This is a genomic window from Segeticoccus sp., from assembly GCF_035708005.1.
On sequence record NZ_DASSTI010000084.1, the window covers coordinates 1 to 15,714 of the forward strand.

Annotated in this window: 10 protein-coding genes; 5 read left to right on the plus strand and 5 right to left on the minus strand. The window is 71.4% G+C overall.

What is annotated here, in order from left to right:
* Positions 1–1,748: APC family permease (locus VFL99_RS09230; RefSeq protein WP_325106053.1), on the minus strand; the 1,748-nt coding region annotated here is incomplete at its 3' end.
* A 381-nt stretch (positions 1,749–2,129) separates the two neighbouring features.
* Here VFL99_RS09230 and corA point away from each other — a divergent pair.
* The gene (gene corA, locus VFL99_RS09235; RefSeq protein ID WP_325106054.1) at positions 2,130–3,281 is read left to right on the plus strand and encodes a magnesium/cobalt transporter CorA; all 1,152 of its coding nucleotides are present in this window, start codon (positions 2,130–2,132) and stop codon (positions 3,279–3,281) included.
* A gap of 3 nt (positions 3,282–3,284) precedes the next feature.
* On the opposite strand, the gene VFL99_RS09240 is transcribed toward corA, so the two are convergent.
* The 4 genes from VFL99_RS09240 to VFL99_RS09255 are packed head-to-tail and all read right to left on the minus strand — an operon-like array spanning position 3,285 to position 10,007.
* Complete coding sequence (locus tag VFL99_RS09240) at positions 3,285–4,469, minus strand: DUF3322 domain-containing protein (RefSeq protein ID WP_325106055.1); 1,185 nt, start codon at positions 4,467–4,469, stop codon at positions 3,285–3,287.
* The gene (locus VFL99_RS09245) at positions 4,466–7,867 is read right to left on the minus strand and encodes an ATP-binding protein (protein WP_325106056.1); all 3,402 of its coding nucleotides are present in this window, start codon (positions 7,865–7,867) and stop codon (positions 4,466–4,468) included. Before VFL99_RS09245 ends, VFL99_RS09240 begins: the two co-directional genes overlap by 4 nt.
* Positions 7,867–8,511 carry a DUF4194 domain-containing protein gene (locus VFL99_RS09250; protein ID WP_325106057.1) on the minus strand — a complete coding sequence of 215 codons (645 nt, stop codon included), beginning with the start codon at positions 8,509–8,511 and terminating at the stop codon, positions 7,867–7,869. Before VFL99_RS09250 ends, VFL99_RS09245 begins: the two co-directional genes overlap by 1 nt.
* Positions 8,508–10,007 carry a DUF3375 domain-containing protein gene (locus VFL99_RS09255; protein WP_325106058.1) on the minus strand — a complete coding sequence of 500 codons (1,500 nt, stop codon included), beginning with the start codon at positions 10,005–10,007 and terminating at the stop codon, positions 8,508–8,510. The genes VFL99_RS09250 and VFL99_RS09255 overlap by 4 nt, the downstream gene beginning before the upstream one ends.
* A 92-nt stretch (positions 10,008–10,099) precedes the next feature.
* On the opposite strand from VFL99_RS09255, the gene VFL99_RS09260 reads away from it, so the two are divergent.
* The 4 genes from VFL99_RS09260 (at position 10,100) to VFL99_RS09275 (ending at position 15,631) form a co-directional block, all read left to right on the plus strand.
* Entirely contained in the window at positions 10,100–10,738 is a 639-nt protein-coding gene (locus VFL99_RS09260) for a LysE family translocator (protein WP_325106059.1), read from the plus strand.
* A 168-nt stretch (positions 10,739–10,906) separates the two neighbouring features.
* A complete protein-coding gene (locus VFL99_RS09265) occupies positions 10,907–12,721 on the plus strand; it encodes an MFS transporter (RefSeq protein WP_325106060.1) in 1,815 nt (604 codons plus the stop codon).
* Positions 12,722–12,782: 61 nt separating this feature from the next.
* Positions 12,783–14,579: a hypothetical protein gene (locus VFL99_RS09270; RefSeq protein WP_325106061.1), complete on the plus strand. Its 1,797-nt coding sequence runs from the start codon at positions 12,783–12,785 to the stop codon at positions 14,577–14,579.
* Positions 14,576–15,631, plus strand: coding sequence for a zinc-dependent alcohol dehydrogenase family protein (locus VFL99_RS09275; protein ID WP_325106062.1), 1,056 nt, complete (start codon positions 14,576–14,578; stop codon positions 15,629–15,631). Before VFL99_RS09270 ends, VFL99_RS09275 begins: the two co-directional genes overlap by 4 nt.
* Positions 15,632–15,714: the final 83 nt, after the last annotated feature.

Below are 15,714 nucleotides of genomic sequence, written 5' to 3' on the forward strand. Positions count from 1 at the left end.
CCCCACGGGAAGACCACGGCGTGCGTGGTTCCCGGCCCGAACTGTCCGTAGTAGGACAGCGGGAACATCGCCAGGATCAGCCACACCAGCCACCCAGCGCTCCGGATGTGGTGCCGCAGCTCCCGGTCGGCCATCAGCCACAGCGCGGCGCAGAAGAACAGCACGTCCGCGGAGAGGGCGATGTCATAGAGCCCGAACGACCACGACCCGGGGGAGGGCGGATTGGTCACGAAGACCCAGCCGCCCATCCGGTTGAGGTAGACGAAACCACCGAGGAAGACCAGACCGAGGAGCCAGCCGTAGAGCGGCTTGATCCAGCCGCGCCGCTGGGCGTAGTACCACGTGAAGATCGGCAGGCCCACCCAGATGCAGGCCTCGACGCTCGCCAGCGTGGCGAACCCGGACCAGTAGAAGATCTCCGTCGCCGCCAGGAAGCCGGCCGGGGCCAGCACCGGGAACCACTTCAGCCGGTAGGGCCGGGGCAGGTTGGGTGCGGTCTTGCGCAGCACCGCGGTGCCCATGCCGCCGATGATCATGGTCAGCACGGTGACCGAGGTGATGAAGCCCACCATCTCGGCCCAGCTCGGTGCCGGGACGAAGAGGACGCAGCCGATGACGAACGCCAGGATGACCGAGATCCACGGGATCCCGAAGCGGTTGTGCCACTGGAACACCTTGGGCGCGTAGCTGTGCACGCTCAGTCCGTAGCTGGCGCGGGCCGTGGTGCCCGAGTAGATCCATCCGGCGCCCGCCGGGGAGATGCCCGCGTCGACCAGCAGGAAGTTGCCGAAGACGAGCATCGCGGGGACCGCCGCGGCCACCATGGCCGAGTAGAGCGGTGTCGCCGCCCAGGACGACCCGGACAGCGCGCCCCAGTTGCCCGGCGCGATCCCGATGCTGTGCCAGTTCAGCGCGCCGATCATGCCGACCTGCAGCAGGACGTAGATCACGGTGGTGATGACGACCGACCAGATCGTCGCCCGCGGGATGTCCCGAGCGGGGTTCCTGCCCTCACCGCCGTACTCGATTGCCTGCCGGAACCCCAGGTAGGCGAACGCGATACCGCTGATCGACAGGGTCTGGAACATCCCGCCGGTCCCGAGCGGGAAGAACCCGCCGTAGTTGCTGAAGTTCTGGCCCTTGAACACGAGGAAGAGCATGCAGAACGTGGTCACCGGGATGACGATCTTCCACCACGTGAACCAGCGGTTCCACTCAGCCAGCAGGCGGACCCCGAAGACGTTGAGGAAGAGGAAGATCAGCATCAGCCCGACGCCGAACCCGATGCCCTTCGGGCCGAGCAGCACGAGGTGCTGTCCGCGGACGGTGCTGACGTAGGTGAAGCCGGTGCCCGGGAACTTGCCGCCCATGTAGGTGACCACCGCCTCGGCCTCGATGGCCGGGACGGCGACGGCGGCGACCCAGTAGGTCCAGCCGAGGATCCAGCCTGCGTAGGTCCCGTGCGTCAGCTCGGGGTAGCGCGCCAGCCCGCCGCTGCGAGGCAGGGCCGCCGACATCTCGGAGAAGGACAGACCGATCAGGATGAAGAAGAAGCCCGCGACGATCCAGGTGATGATCGCCGACGGGCCAGCCGTGACCAGGGAACGGAACGAGGCGAACAGCCAACCAGAACCGATGATCGAGCCGATGCACAGGAACAGGATGTGCTCGAACGGGAGCGCTCGTCGGAGGTGGCGATCGGAGGCCTCGAACGATCCGGCCGGGGCCGTGTGTTCGTTTGTTGTCATATCGACCCTCCGGGCCGGGGGGTCGTTGCGTCTTGCGTTTCAAGGCCGGGCCTCCGTGGCCCACTTTTGAGTTTGCGACGCTCCACCCCGGATCGGCAACTCCACCAGAGCTGGCCGGACCCCAACGTTGCCGAGCCGCGATCCGACTGCCAATCCACCTGCCGACGAGTGGATCCCGCCGACGCCTGAGGTGACCTATGCTGTCGCTGACGGAGTCGCGCGAGCTGGGAGGTGGTTGCCATGGATGGCGAGCCTCCCAGTCGACAACCCAGCGCTCTGACCGAGCACTCCTGACCCTGAATGCCGGGGGTGGGCTGCCGCTGCCGTCGTCCGGTGCGGCCCCCTCCCGAGCGTGCCCCTTGCTCGCAGTGAGGATCCGTCATGTCTGACCGCACCTTCGCGCCCATCCGCTCGCTCACTAGTCGCGTGCTCCGCCCGCCGCGGCCGGGACCGGACCTCGCTCCGGGACGTGCGGACCGGCATACCGACGACCGGGTGGACGGGGCCGTGGGCACCAGCCTGGTCGACAGCGCGATCTACGTCGACGGTGACCGCATCGACACCCCGGAAACGCTGCGCGAGACCTACGCCACCCTCCACCAGCACGACGGCGCCGTGGCCTGGATCGGGCTCTATCGCCCTGACCACCACGAGATTGCCTCTCTGGCGGCGGAGTTCGACCTCCACGAGCTGGCGGTCGAAGACGCCATCCTCGCCCACCAGCGCCCGAAGATCGAGCGCTACGACGAAACCTTGTTCGTCGTGCTCAAGGCCGCCCGCTACCTCGACGACAGCGAGACCCTCGAGTTCGGCGAGCTGCACCTGTTCGTCGGGCCGGACTTCGTGGTGACCGTCCGGCACAGCGAGGCGCCCGACCTGTCCGGGGTGCGGCGCCGGCTGGAGAGCAACCCCGAGCTGCTCCGGCTGGGCCCGGAGGCCATCCTCTACGCGATCCTCGACCGGGTCGTCGACGGCTACGCCCCCGTCGTCGCCGGTCTGGGCAACGACATCGACGAGATCGAGACCGAGGTGTTCCTCGGCGAGCCGAACGTGTCACGGCGCATCTACGAGCTGACCCGCGAGGTCATCGAGTTCCAGCGCGCGAGCAAGCCGCTCGCGGCCGTGCTCGGCGCGCTCGCGGCCGGCTTCGAGAAGTACGGCACCGACGAGGAGCTGCAGCGCTACCTGCGCGACGTCGACGACCACCTCACCCTCGTCATCGAGCAGGTCGACGGGTTCCGGCAGCTGCTCCGCGACATCCTCACCGTGAACGCCACCCTCGTCGCCCAGCAGCAGAACGAGGAGATGAAGAGCCTCACCGAGGCGAGCATCGAGCAGAACGAGGAGGTCAAGCGCATCTCCGCGTGGGCGGCCATCATCTTCGCCCCCTCGCTGATCGGAACGGTCTACGGGATGAACTTCGACGTGATGCCCGAGCTCAGCTGGCGCTACGGCTATCCGTTCGCCATCTTCCTGATGGCCCTCGTCAGCACCGGGCTGTACCTGGCGTTCCGTCGCCGCGGCTGGCTCTGAGCCTCACTCCGACAGCGCGGCGAAGGCCGACTCCACCCACGACCAGGCGAGCCGCTCCTGCTCGAGCCGGAGCGCGGGCGCGAAGACGTCCTCGACCAGGTCCTGGTAGAGCGCCTGCTCGGGTGCGGTCAGGTGCTCCAGCCGGGCCCGGCTCGGCGCCGACTCCTGCCCCCAGCGGTCACGGTGGGCCAGCAGGGTGGCCCGGTCCATCAGCACCGAACGGGTCTGCGGGAACAGACCGCGCAGCAGGCTGAGGATGGCGAAGCCGTGCGTGTCGAGGTCGCCGGCGTAGACGACGTCCGTGGCACGCAGCCAACGGACCCGCCCGAGCCGGGCGACGGCATAGCCGCCGCCCCAGATGACGACGCCCTCGGCCGGCACCGGCACGGCGAGATAGGTCACGAGGTTCTCGACGACCACGGCCCGGGGCACCGTGACCTGCAGCTGCGCGAGCTCCTCGGGAAGCAACGCCACCTCGGACAATTCCCGGGGCAGCCCCGCGAAGCCGGCGGCGACGCGCATCCGGACCAGCTGTTGCGGCTCGGCGAACCCGTAGCGCTCCGCGAACCCGGCACCGCGAGAGTGCCGTCCGTCGACGGCGGAGGCGGGGAGCAGCACCTCGAGCAGGTCGGCGAGCAGGCTCCGGTGCGCCGCGACGAACTTGGTGTCGACCCCGGGCACCTCCACCTCCCGCAGGTAACGGCCGCGCCCCGAGTTCTCGACCAGCCAGACGGCCGTGTCCAGCAGCCGCTCCCAGTCCCTGGCGTGCTCGAGCAACCGCAGCGGGTGCGCCTCGATCCACGCGGCCAGCGGCGGGACCCGTTCCCTGGTCAGCTCCTGCAGCCGTCCGAACGTGGCGACCTGCCGCTCCACGCCCAGCAGGCGCCACGCCTGTGCATAGCTCTCGACCCGCGCACGCGCCGGCAGGGTGTTGCGCCCCACCACCCGGCCGCCGACCTGCCGGCTCTCCACGGTGTATGCCGTCCCCCGGCGACTGCCCCGGGTCACCTCCTGCGCCCAGGACTGGGCGCAGGCCAGGTCGGCGGCGAGCTCACGGGCGGTGGGGCCCCGCAGGGGCACCTCGAGCACCGGGAACGGGTGGCCGTGCGCGTAGGCGGCGAGCAGGCTGCCGTCGTTCCACCGGCGCCGTGTCCGCGCCGCGATCTCGTCCGGGCCGGTCCAGCTCACGTGGTGCTCGCCGCGACCCGCTCCGCGAGTTGCCCGAGGTGGCGTTCGCGCAGCGCGTGGTAGTCCTCGATGGTCAACGTCTGCAGCCGCGACTGCTCACCGCTGCGGTTCTCGACGAAGCCCACCGCCGAGACGTAGGGCTCGATGACGTGGACCTTCTGCAGCGGGGTGACGATGAGCAGCTGCAGACCCAGCCGGCGGAACAGGTCGAGCGCATAGCGGGTCGAGGCGTCCGACCCGCGCCCGAACGCCTCGTCAATCACCACGAAGCGGAAGTCGCGTGAGGTTGCCACGCCCCATTCCAGCCGGAACTGGTAGGCGAGCGAGGCAGCGAGGATGGTGTAGGCGAGCTTCTCCTTCTGGCCGCCGGACTTCCCGTCGGAGTCGGTGTAGTGCTCCCACTCCTGCCCGGAGTCGCGCCAGCGCTCCGACGCGGCGAAGACGTACCAGTTGCGCACGTCGGTGACGGTCTGGGTCCACCGCCGGTCTGCGTCGGTCAGCCCCTGTCGTCCCCGGAACCGCTCGATGATCCGCTTCACGCGCAGGAACCGCTCCTCGGAGTACTGGTCGTCGTCGACGAGGGCGTCGTCGGTACAGGCGCGCAGCTGGTCGCGGAAGTCGCGGATCTCCTGGTTCGTGGTCTGCTGGGCGAGCAGCGTGATGTGCCGCCCGGGGTTGTACTCGATCGCCCGCAGCGACTCGTTGATGGTGTCGATGCGTTCCCGGATCAGGGTGGCGGACTTGTCCAGCCACGCGTGGAACCCGGCGATGTCGTTGATGACGCCCGTGTGCAGCAGCTGGGCGAACTCGGCTTCGAACCGCGGCAGGTCGTCGGAGGCGAGGCGCTCCCGGAGGAGGCGGTACTCCCCGGCAGCCGCCACGTCGGCATCCATCTCGCTGCTCTCGGCGGGCCAGTCGCGGCGGAACTCCTGCATCGCCGAGACCGCTCGCTGGCCGGCCAGCCGTTGCCGGTCCCCGGCCTGCTCGATCCGTTGGGTGAAGGTCTCGTGCTGCGCACGCTCGACGTGGTCGCAGTCCGCGGCGGCCGCCGGCACCGGGACCTCGTCGTCCAGCAGCTGGTATGCCGGTTGCAGCCGCGCGTGGTCGTCCGCGCCGAGGGCCTCGGTCACCTGGCGCGCGGACGCGAGCTGCGCTTCGAGCGCCTCGCGCCGTGCCACGGCACCACCGCGCCGCTCGGTCAGCTGTCGGTCCCGTTGCTGTGCGACAGCCAGCTCACGCTCGACCTCGTCCAGCCGGGTGGCGATCTGCGCCAGCTGCGCGTTGCCACGCTCCAGCTCGACCTTCTCCCGCTCCCATCGAGCGATCGCGGCCGCGCACGCGCGCCAGTCGAGCTCGGACCACGCGGAGAAGACGGACAGCTTGTCGAGCACGCTGTGCAGCTGGCGCAGTCGGCCGGTCTCATCGGTCCGGGCGGTGATCTCCTTCTCGAGGGAGGTCAGCAGGTCCTGGGCACGTGCGCCCTCGGCGAGCAGCGCGTCGACCTTGTCCTCGTTGCTCCACCCGAGCACCCACCGGGTGCGGTCGTCGATCCGGAACCGGTCGTCCTTCTCGTGCCGGCCGTCGCCGGACTTGACCTGCCCGGCGAGCGTGACGGCGCGGCGGTGCTGGCGGAACTGCTCGAGGTTCGTGGCGCAGACGTGCCCGGCGCGGCGACCGAGCTCCCGCTCGAGCCAGTCGGCGAACGGGCCCGGCTTGACGTCCAGCAGGTCGGCGAGGACCTGCTGCTCCGGCAGCCTCGTGTCGTCGCGCGTGATTCGCGGGCTCACCCGGTAGTAGACGAGTCGGCCGCCCAGGTGGTGCTCGTCGATCCAGGCCGAGGCGGCGTCGTAGTGCTCCGCCGGGACGAGCACGGACAGCGCGAAGCCGTGCAGCACTCGCTCGGCGGCACCCTGCCACCGGGCGTGCTCGGGCCGCACCTGGATGAGTTCGCCCGCGAACGGCAGCTCGGACTCCGCGACGCCGAGCGCGGCGCACAGGGCTTCCCGGATGCGCAGGCTGCGGGCGTCGATGTTGCTCTGCCGCCCGTGCAACGAGCGGAGCTCGGTGTTGATGCGGTCGCTGTTGTCGCGTGCTCGGCTGCGCTCGACGACAAGCTCGTTGTGCTGGTTCTCCACCTCCTCCAGCCGGCGCTCGAGCTCGCCCAGGCGTTCGTCCGCCAGCCGGCGGTCCCGGGCGAAGCTGTCGGCGTCGGTCGCGGCCGGGAGGCCGGCCTCAGCGAGCAGTGAGGCATGGGTCTCGGCCCGGCCCTGCCGTGCCGCTCGACGCTCGCCCTCGTCGCGGATGAGCCGTTCCAGCTCGGCGATGCGGGCGCCGCCGGCACTGTCTCGAGCGGCGGTGAGCCGGCGGTGCTCGTCCTCGAGCTGGACCGCTTGGTGGGCCAGCTGGTCCAGCTCGACGTCGAGCGACTGCAGTTGCCCGTCGGCAGCGACGATGTCGGAATCGAGCAATGACGCCCGGTGCGCCGCCAGCCACGGACGCAGTGCCTCCCGCAGCAGCCGGGCCTGCTCGATGTCGCCGGCGAGCGCGTCATGGCTGTCGCAGTGCGCGATCAGCGGTTCCAGCTGGGCGAGCTGGTCGCGGGCACGCCGCACAGCCTCGTGGGCGCGGGTGAGGTCCTCGAAGTGGGCGATCAGCGTGTCGATCCGCTGCGCCGCGTCGGCGCCCTCGAGCATGTGCTGGCGCACGAACTCGGTCAGGTTGCCGACCGACTTCATCGAGATCGTCTGGTGCAGCAGCTCGAGGGCCTGCTCGGAGCTGATGCCGAGCAGGCGGCGGGCCCGGGTGCCGTAGTCGGGGAAGTGGTCGGACACCTGGGCGCCGTCCGTCCGGAGCCGGCGCTTCAGCGCCGGCATCTCCGAGCCGAAGTCGGTGAAGTCACCGGCGATGGACATGGCGCGGTCGCAGGTGACGAAGAACCGGTGCGGCTGCCCCTGACTGGTGTCGCGCATCCAGAAGACCTGCGCCAGCGTGACCGCGGCGCCGTGGCCCTCGTTGGTGAAGACGCCGAGGACGACCGAGTAGCTGCGGTGGTCACGAAGCCCGACCGGGCGGGAGGCGCCCGTGGACTCCACCCGCTCGGACTTGTAGTGGCCCAGGACGTAGGAACGCAGCGAGCGCTCGCGGGTCTCGGCACCAGCCGCCTTGTTGTAGTTGATCCGGTTGGCGGGCAGCAGCAGGGTGGTCACGGCGTCGACGAGGGTGGACTTGCCGGAGCCGATGTCGCCGGTGAGCAGGGTGTTGTCGCCGGAGAGCTCGAGCCGCCAGACACGGCCGTCGAAGGTGCCCCAGTTGAGCACCTCCAGCCGGTCGAGGCGGTAGCCCGGCTTGGCGGCCCCGGCTCCGGGGTCGACCTCGAGCGCGGAGAACAGCCCGTCCATCAGGCGGTCACCTCCTCCTGCATCGGGCTCGCGCCACCGGGAGGCGCCTCGGTCACGGAGCCCAGCTCTGCGGCATACTCCGCCAACCGGGCGTCGAAGTCACTGAGCCACTGGGCGTCGATGAACGCCTTGAGGATGCGGCGCACCTCCCACGTGTCGGTGCGGGTGCGCGCGGCGCCGCCCACCGGGCGTAGGAAGCCCAGCTCGACGACCTTGGCGATGGTGCGGTCGGCCTGGTCGACGATGCGTGCCTCGTTCGTGGAGTCGGCGAGGAACACGCGCAGGTCCTCGATGATCTGGTCGCGGGTCAGGACCAGGCGGTCCTCCCCGCTCGTCGCGTCGAACTCGGCGAGCGCCTTGCGCAGCAGGGCCAGCAGCAGGCTCACCGGGAAGGACAGCCGGTGCCGTGGCACGAGGCGCGGGATCGGGTCGGGGTCGTCCGGGTCCTCCGGCTGCGAGCGAAGGTAGGCATAGCCCTCGGCCTCGTCGACGACGACGTCGAGGCCGAGGACGGCCATGTGGTCGCGCAGCTGCGGTTGGAGACGGACCACGTGGTGCCACACCTGCTCGTGGGTGTCGCGGTAGACGACCCCCTTCATCAGGGCGACCGCGGCGACGGACAGGGTGGGTTGGTCGGTGCTCATCGACGGCCTCCTGCGGCGGTGGGGTGGCGCCGGGAGAGGGTGACCAGCGGAAGGTGCAGCACGCGGTCCACCCCGGCGGTGTCGGTGTAGGGCAGCGCGGTCCTGGCCGTCTCGTCGAAGACGACCTCGAGGTCGTCCTCGGACAGGGCGAGGTAGGCGACCACCTCGGCGAGCCCATGAGCCGGCGGATGTCGCTCGAGCACCTCCTCCAGGCGGACCTGGTCCCGCCCACGCAGCAGCGTCCGGACCTGACCGGCCAACCGGACGGTGTCGACCTGCACCTGTTCGAACAGGCTGCTGGTGTCGATCTCGGCGTCACCGTCGGCCACCGGGCCCGACTCGAGCGAGCCGGTGCGCGCCGGGGCATAGAGCGGGCGCTCCATCGGCAGCCGCAGCTCGGGGCTGAACCCGTCGAGCTCCATCCGGATCGCGGGTGTGTCGTGGCGCCGCGCCACGAGGGCCGACTGCTCGATCGAGCGCAGCAGGTCCATGACGCGGCGGTTCTCGAGCCAGACCTTGTCGTCCAGGAAGCGGCGCAGCTGCTCGGACAGCTGCCGGACGGTCTGCTGGGTGCGTTCGGCGGCCTCGAGCCAGTCGTGGTGGACGTGGCGGAGCCGGCGGTCGGCCGCCACCTCCTCGAGCGCGACGAGGCGCTCGAGGAGTTCGGAGAGTTCTTCCTGCCGGCTCCGGGACAGCAGGAAGTCGTGGAAGGCCTGGAAGCTGCGGCCCTGCTCGGAGGCCGCGATGGCGTGCCGGTCACCGATCAACCGCTCCAGCAGCTCACCCTTGGATCCGTTCCAGGTCGCGATCTGCTCCCGGGCGCCCCGGTCGAGCGCACGGAAGTTCTCCTCGACCTCACGGAAGTCGGCGAGCAACTCGCGCGCCGTGCTCGCGAAGTGCTGGTAGCGGTCCCGGAGCGCGGTGCCGTCCAGCGCGCGGACCTCCCCTGCCTCTGCGCGGGCGATCTCCTCGTCCAGCTCCGACCGGCGCCGGTGCAGCTCGACCAGCCGGCTGTCCGGGTCCGTGTCGGCGCCGTGCACCATCTGCCGGAGCAGGTCGAAGAGCGTGTGCAGCCGTGACTCGGTGCCGACGAAGCTGCGGGTGGGCAGGGCCGCGACCCAGGCCCAGGCCTTCTCGAGCTCCGAGGTGGCGTCGAAGTGCGGCTCGCTCGAGCCCGCGGGATAGAACTTGCGCAGCCACCCCTGTTCCGGCGCCGCCCACGTCTCGACGTAGTCACGTGCGGCCCGGGGGTATGCCGGTGGGTCGCCTCTCCTGGGGTCCGTCACGGGGTCGTCGGGATCACCGCCCAGCGCGGCGTTGATCGCGTAGAGCTCGTCATCGACGCGCGCGACGAGGTCGCTCTCGGAGATGGTGCGCACGTTGTCGACCACGAAGATCCGGCCAAGGACTGCGAGCACCAGTGGCGCCGTGTCGGCCCGCAGCAGCCGCCACGCGCGCGAGTGCGTGCGCAGGTAGGCGATCTCCGCGTGATCCATGCGCCGAGGGTACGAGGGGGTGCCGACACTGCGGTCGAGGGCGCACCGATCCGCTGCAGCGCCACTCCCGCAGCGGCTCCTAGGGTGGAGAGGTGACGTCCCCCGACCGCCTGCTGGCGTGGGCGGTCACCGTGCTGGTACTCGTGACCGTTCCCGGTCCGAGCGTGCTGTTCACGATCAGCCGGGCGCTCACCGTGAGCCGCGGCAACGCGGTGCTCACCGTGGCCGGCAACGCGCTCGGCTCGTTCGTCCAGGTCGTGGCCGTGGCCTTCGGCGCGGGCGTCCTGGTGGAACGGTCGGCGACGGCGTTCACGGTGGTGAAGTACGTCGGCGCCGCCTACATCGTCTTCCTCGGGGTGCAGGCCTTCCGGCACCGCCGGGAGATGCGCGACCTGCTCGGGCAGCAGGTGTCGCCCGTGGGTCCGGTGCGCTCGGTCTGGGACGGCTGCCTGGTCGGCATGACCAATCCCAAGAGCATCGCCTTCTTCGTGGTGGCGCTGCCGGAGTTCGTCAACCGGTCCGCCGGCCACGCCGACGTGCAGATGCTGGTGCTCGGTGCCCTGTTCCCCGTCCTCACCCTGTTCATCACCAGCGGGTGGGCGTATGCCGCCGGCACCGCGCGGGCGTGGTTCGCCCGGTCGCCCCGGCGTCTGGAGATGGTCGGCGGTGCCGGCGGACTGGTCATGATCGGGCTCGGCGTCAGCCTGGCCCTCACCGGTCGCCGCGACTGAGCGCACTGCACCGGCCGGCGCGCCTGATCGCCGAACGCCGCCTCCGCAACCCCGCGACCGGTCGTGCGGAACGGAGGGCGCGAGGTAGATTTAGTTAGTTGCCCTTGGCTAAGCATTCGCCCGCCGCCGCCAAGGGCCCACCCCCTCCGTCGACCGCGAAGGACCCAGATGACAGAGCAGGTCACCGACCGCGCCCAGCGACGCCGCGAACGTGCGGCCCGGGACACCTCGAGTCCCCGCTACAAGTGGGTGGTCCTGTCGAACACCACCTTGGGCGTGCTGATGGCGACCATCAACATGTCGATCCTGCTCATCGCCCTGCCGGACATCTTCCGCGGCATCCACATCAACCCGCTGCAGCCGTCGAACACCAGCCTGCTGCTGTGGCTGATCATGGGCTACATGGTGGTCACCGCCGTGCTGGTGGTGGGCCTCGGCCGGCTCGGCGACATGTACGGCCGGGTGCGGATCTACAACGCCGGCTTCGCCATCTTCACCTTCTTCTCGGTGATGCTGTCGATCACCTGGATGCACGGCACGACGGCCGGCGTCTGGCTGGTGCTCATGCGGGTGCTGCAGGGCGTCGGCGGCGCCATGCTCATGGCCAACTCCAACGCGATCATCACCGACGCGTTCCCCGTCGACCAGCGCGGACTCGGTCTGGGCCTGAACCAGGTGGCGGGCATCGCCGGGTCCTTCATCGGCCTCGTCGTCGGCGGCCTGCTCGCGCCGATCGAGTGGCACCTGGTCTTCCTCGTCTCGGTCCCGGTCGGCGTGTTCGGCACCGTCTGGGCCTACCTGAAGCTGCACGACATCGGCGTGCGCCGCCACGCCGAGATGGACTGGTGGGGCAACCTCACCTTCGCGGTCGGGCTCATCGCCGTCCTCGTCGGGATCACCTACGGCATCCAGCCCTACGGGTCGCACACCATGGGCTGGACGAACCCGTGGGTGCTGATCGCCCTCGTGGGCGGCTGCGCGGTCCTGGCGGTGTTCTGCCTCATCGAGACCAGGGTCGCCGAGCCGATGTTCCGGCTCGACCTGTTCCGGATCCGGGCCTTCACCTTCGGCAACGTCGCCAGCCTGCTCGGAGCCCTCGGCCGCGGCGGCCTGATGTTCATCCTCATCATCTGGCTGCAGGGCATCTGGTTGCCCCGGCACGGGTACAGCTTCGAGTCCACACCGCTGTGGGCCGGCATCTACATGCTGCCGATGACGGTCGGCTTCCTCGTGGCCGGTCCGGTGTCCGGGTGGCTGTCGGACCGCTTCGGTGCGCGTACCTTCGCCACCGGCGGGATGCTGGTCGCCGCCGGCAGCTTCGTCTGGCTGCTGGCCCTGCCGGTCAACTTCGCCTATTGGTCCTTCGCGCTCGCCCTGTTGGTCAACGGGCTGGGCATGGGGTTGTTCGCCGCCCCGAACCGCGCCGGGATCATGAACAGCCTCCCGTCCCACCAGCGCGGCGTGGGGGCCGGCATGAGCACCGTGTTCCAGAACTCGGCCATGGTGCTCTCGATCGGCATCTTCTTCTCGCTGATGGTCACCGGACTGGCCTCCTCGCTGCCGGGCACCCTGATGAGCGGGCTCACCGCGCAGGGGGTGCCGCACGCCGCCGCCGCGCGGGTGGCCGCGCTGCCCCCGGTCGGCGTGCTGTTCGCGTCGTTGCTGGGCTACAACCCGGTCCAGACGCTCCTCGGCCCGCACGTGCTCGCCCAGCTCCCCGCGGCCCACGTGCACTACCTCACCGGCCGCAGCTTCTTCCCGTCGCTGATCTCGGGCCCGTTCTCCCACGGGCTGGGCGTCGCCTTCGGCTTCGCCATCGCGGCCTGCGTGATCGCCGCGCTCGCGTCGGCGCTGCGCGGCGGCAAGTACGTGTATGACGACCGCGTGCCCCGAGGCGACCGCGCGCCCCAGGGTGGCCAGTCGCCGGAGGGCGCCCCGGTCCCGGAGGACACCCGAGCCCCCGAGGACGCCCGGGCGCGGTGACCGACGCCCACCGACCGCCCAGCGGCATCACGGGCGGCCGGCGGCGTGATTGGGTGGGCCCATGGCCAGGAAGCACCGTGGCAAGCCAGGGCGTCACGCGTCCCACCGTCCGCTGAACCGGTCGGCGACGCGGCGCCCTCCGTCCCGCGACCACGCCGGCCCGCCGAGTGACGACCCGCGGGACCAGCCCCTCATCCAGTCCCTGCGGACCGCGCTGCGCGAGGACCCGCTCGGCTTCATCCTGTCGGTCTCGATGCTCGTGACGGCGATCGAAGCCGGCCCCGAGGACCTCGCTCCCCGTCCCGGCAGCGAGCGGCCACCGGCCGGCCAGGGTGTGACGCTGGTCGAGCTCACCGAGAGCTTCCTCGACACCGACATCGCGGAGACCACCGCCGCCCTGCACGTCCTCGCCGCGCTGACGGGCGACGACCTCCAGGCAGCCCGTATCCGGCGCGAGCTGCCGCGCCGACGCCAGCCGGTGCCCGCGATGGTCCGCCACCTCGCCGAGGTCCGCACCCGCTCGGTGGCCTTCCTGCACGACGAGCTGGGCGACGGTGAGAACGTCTTCTTCGACCTGGTCTGGCCGGACGGCTCCGTCGCCACCGTGCTCGTCTACATCGACCACGCGGCCGGCACCCGGGTCAAGGACGCCTTCGCCGTCAGCGAGCCGATCGACACGATCCTCGATCGCTACCACGAGCTGATGGAGGCCGAGGGCCGGGACGAGACCGAGCTGGGGCCGATGGACCCCGCGGACGCGCGCGCCACGGTCGAGCACGCCCTCGCCGGGGTCCGCTACGTCGATGGTGACTCGCAGGAGACCTGGCCCGGAGCGCGCCCGTTCGTCGAGATGCTCGTGCGCTCCCTGCCCACGCGAGGAACGCGGTATGCCGGCCCGCCGGCATACCGGCCCCTCGCACCTGCCGACGCCCTCCGGGAGTTCCTGGCGTCCCCGGAGGCCGACGTGCTGGCCGGCGGCGCAGCGCAGGAGGAGGCCGCGCAGCTGCTCCTGCGGCACGCGGCGGAGCAGTTCGGGCACCCGCTGCGGTGGTCGGCGCGCACCGTCGAGGCGGCCCTCACCGAGCAGCTGCCGTTCGCGGCCGCGGTGCCGGACGTCGTCCTCGAGGCCGTGCCCGGGGTGCTGGGCCCGCTGGTGCGCTACAGCCACCGCGTGACCGGGGCCAGCCGGCCCGTGCACGAGGACGCGATGCACGCGGTCGACCTCTACACCGATGAGTTCTTCGACCTGTGCGAGGGCGGGGCGGCATCGCCCGAGCTGGCCGAGGACCTGTTGGCGCTGTTCGACGGCGACCCCGGCCCGCTGCTGCGACGGCACGCCGCCGACGTGGTCGGCGGTGAGGACGTGCTCGCGAACCTCGACGACGACCCGCTGCCGGACGAGCCGCTGGCGCTCGACGAGGTGCCGGCCGACATCCGGGAGGCCGTCGGGGAGGTCGGCGGCTGGATCGACCGCTGGTTCGCCGAGAGCCCGGAGGCCGACCGCCTGGGGCCGGTCGGCGCCGAGCTGCGCACCGCCTGCCGGCGTTTCCTCGCGCGGGCCGCCGCGGGAGACCCGCAGGTGTTCCGGCGCCGGGCGCGGGCCGACATCGGGGCGGACGCGGTGATCTGGACCGTCGGCCGCGCCAACGGCCTCGTCGGCGTCCCACCCGCGGTGGTGGCCGCGCAGGACCTGCACCGGTGGTTCGGCACGGGGGCGCCGACGACGCGGGCCGAGTCGCTCCGCCGCGCCTACGGTGTCCCCCAGGGGTCCGACCGGGCCCTGCTCGGGGACGCATCCCTGCTGACCGGCGCCTTCCGAGCCGGGCTGATCGACCGACTGGAGGACTTCGCGCAGTGAGAGCCGTGCAGTACCACGCCTTCGAGGCACCGCTGGAGCTCGTCGAGGTTCCCGAGCCGCAGCTGCCCCCGCACGCGGCCCTCGTCGAGGTCGCCGCCGCCGGGATGTGCCGCAGCGACTGGCACGGCTGGCTGGGGCACGACCCCGACATCACGCTGCCGCAGGTGCCCGGCCACGAGTGGGCCGGCACGGTCGTGGCCGTCGGATCCGACGTGCACCAATGGTCGGGCCGGGATCGGGTCACGGCCCCGTTCGTCTGCGGCTGCGGGACCTGCCCGATGTGCGCTCGCGGCCAGCAGCAGGTCTGTGAGCGGCAGACCCAGCCGGGCTTCACCCACGACGGCGCCTTCGCCGAGCGGGTCGTCGTGCACCACGCCGACGCCAACCTCGTGCGACTGCCCGACCACCTGTCCCCCAGCGCGGCCGCGGCCCTCGGCTGCCGGTTCGCCACCTCCTTCCGCGCCGTGGTGCAGCAGGGCCGCGTGGCGCCAGGGGAGTGGGTCGCCGTCCACGGCTGCGGCGGTGTGGGCCTGTCGGCCGTCCTCATCGCTTCGGCGGCCGGCGCCCGCGTCGTGGCCACCGACATCTCCGCCGGAGCCCTGGCCCTCGCCCGCGACCTCGGTGCCGACGTCTGCCTCGACGTCTCCGAGCTCGCGGACGAGCCGGCAGCCGTCGGCGCCGCCGTCAAGGACGCCACCGCGGGCGGGGCGGCGCTCTCCCTCGACGCCCTCGGCAGCCTGGCCACCGCGGCGGCGTCGGTGCACTCCCTCGCGCGCCAGGGACGGCACGTCCAGGTCGGGCTGCTCCCGGCCAGCCTGGGCCGCCCGCAGCTGCCGATGGACCTCGTCGTGGCCCACGAGCTGGCGATCCTCGGCAGCCACGGGATGGCCGCCCACACCTACCCGCTGATGCTCGCCGCCGTCGCCTCCGGCCGGCTGCAGCCGCAGCGCCTCGTCACGCGGCACGTCGGCCTCGAGGACGCGCCCGCCCTCTTCCCCGAGATGTCCACCGCCCCCGTCCCGGGGATCACCATCGTGGACGTCCGCCCCTGACCGGCGCTGGCCAGCTGTGGCCCCTTCCCGTTGTCCACAGGGGGCCTCAGCGCGGAGCGCCGGCGTGGCAGACTCGCCGGCCT

Excerpts from the sequence above, each read along its gene's own strand:
- corA (WP_325106054.1), top strand. The coding sequence starts at position 2,130 with ATGTCTGACCGCACCTTCGCGCCCATCCGCTCGCTCACTAGTCGCGTG.
- VFL99_RS09250 (WP_325106057.1), bottom strand. The coding sequence starts at position 8,511 with ATGAGCACCGACCAACCCACCCTGTCCGTCGCCGCGGTCGCCCTGATG.
- VFL99_RS09255 (WP_325106058.1), bottom strand. The coding sequence starts at position 10,007 with ATGGATCACGCGGAGATCGCCTACCTGCGCACGCACTCGCGCGCGTGG.
- VFL99_RS09265 (WP_325106060.1), top strand. The coding sequence starts at position 10,907 with ATGACAGAGCAGGTCACCGACCGCGCCCAGCGACGCCGCGAACGTGCG.
- VFL99_RS09245 (WP_325106056.1), bottom strand. The coding sequence starts at position 7,867 with ATGGACGGGCTGTTCTCCGCGCTCGAGGTCGACCCCGGAGCCGGGGCC.
- VFL99_RS09270 (WP_325106061.1), top strand. The coding sequence starts at position 12,783 with ATGGCCAGGAAGCACCGTGGCAAGCCAGGGCGTCACGCGTCCCACCGT.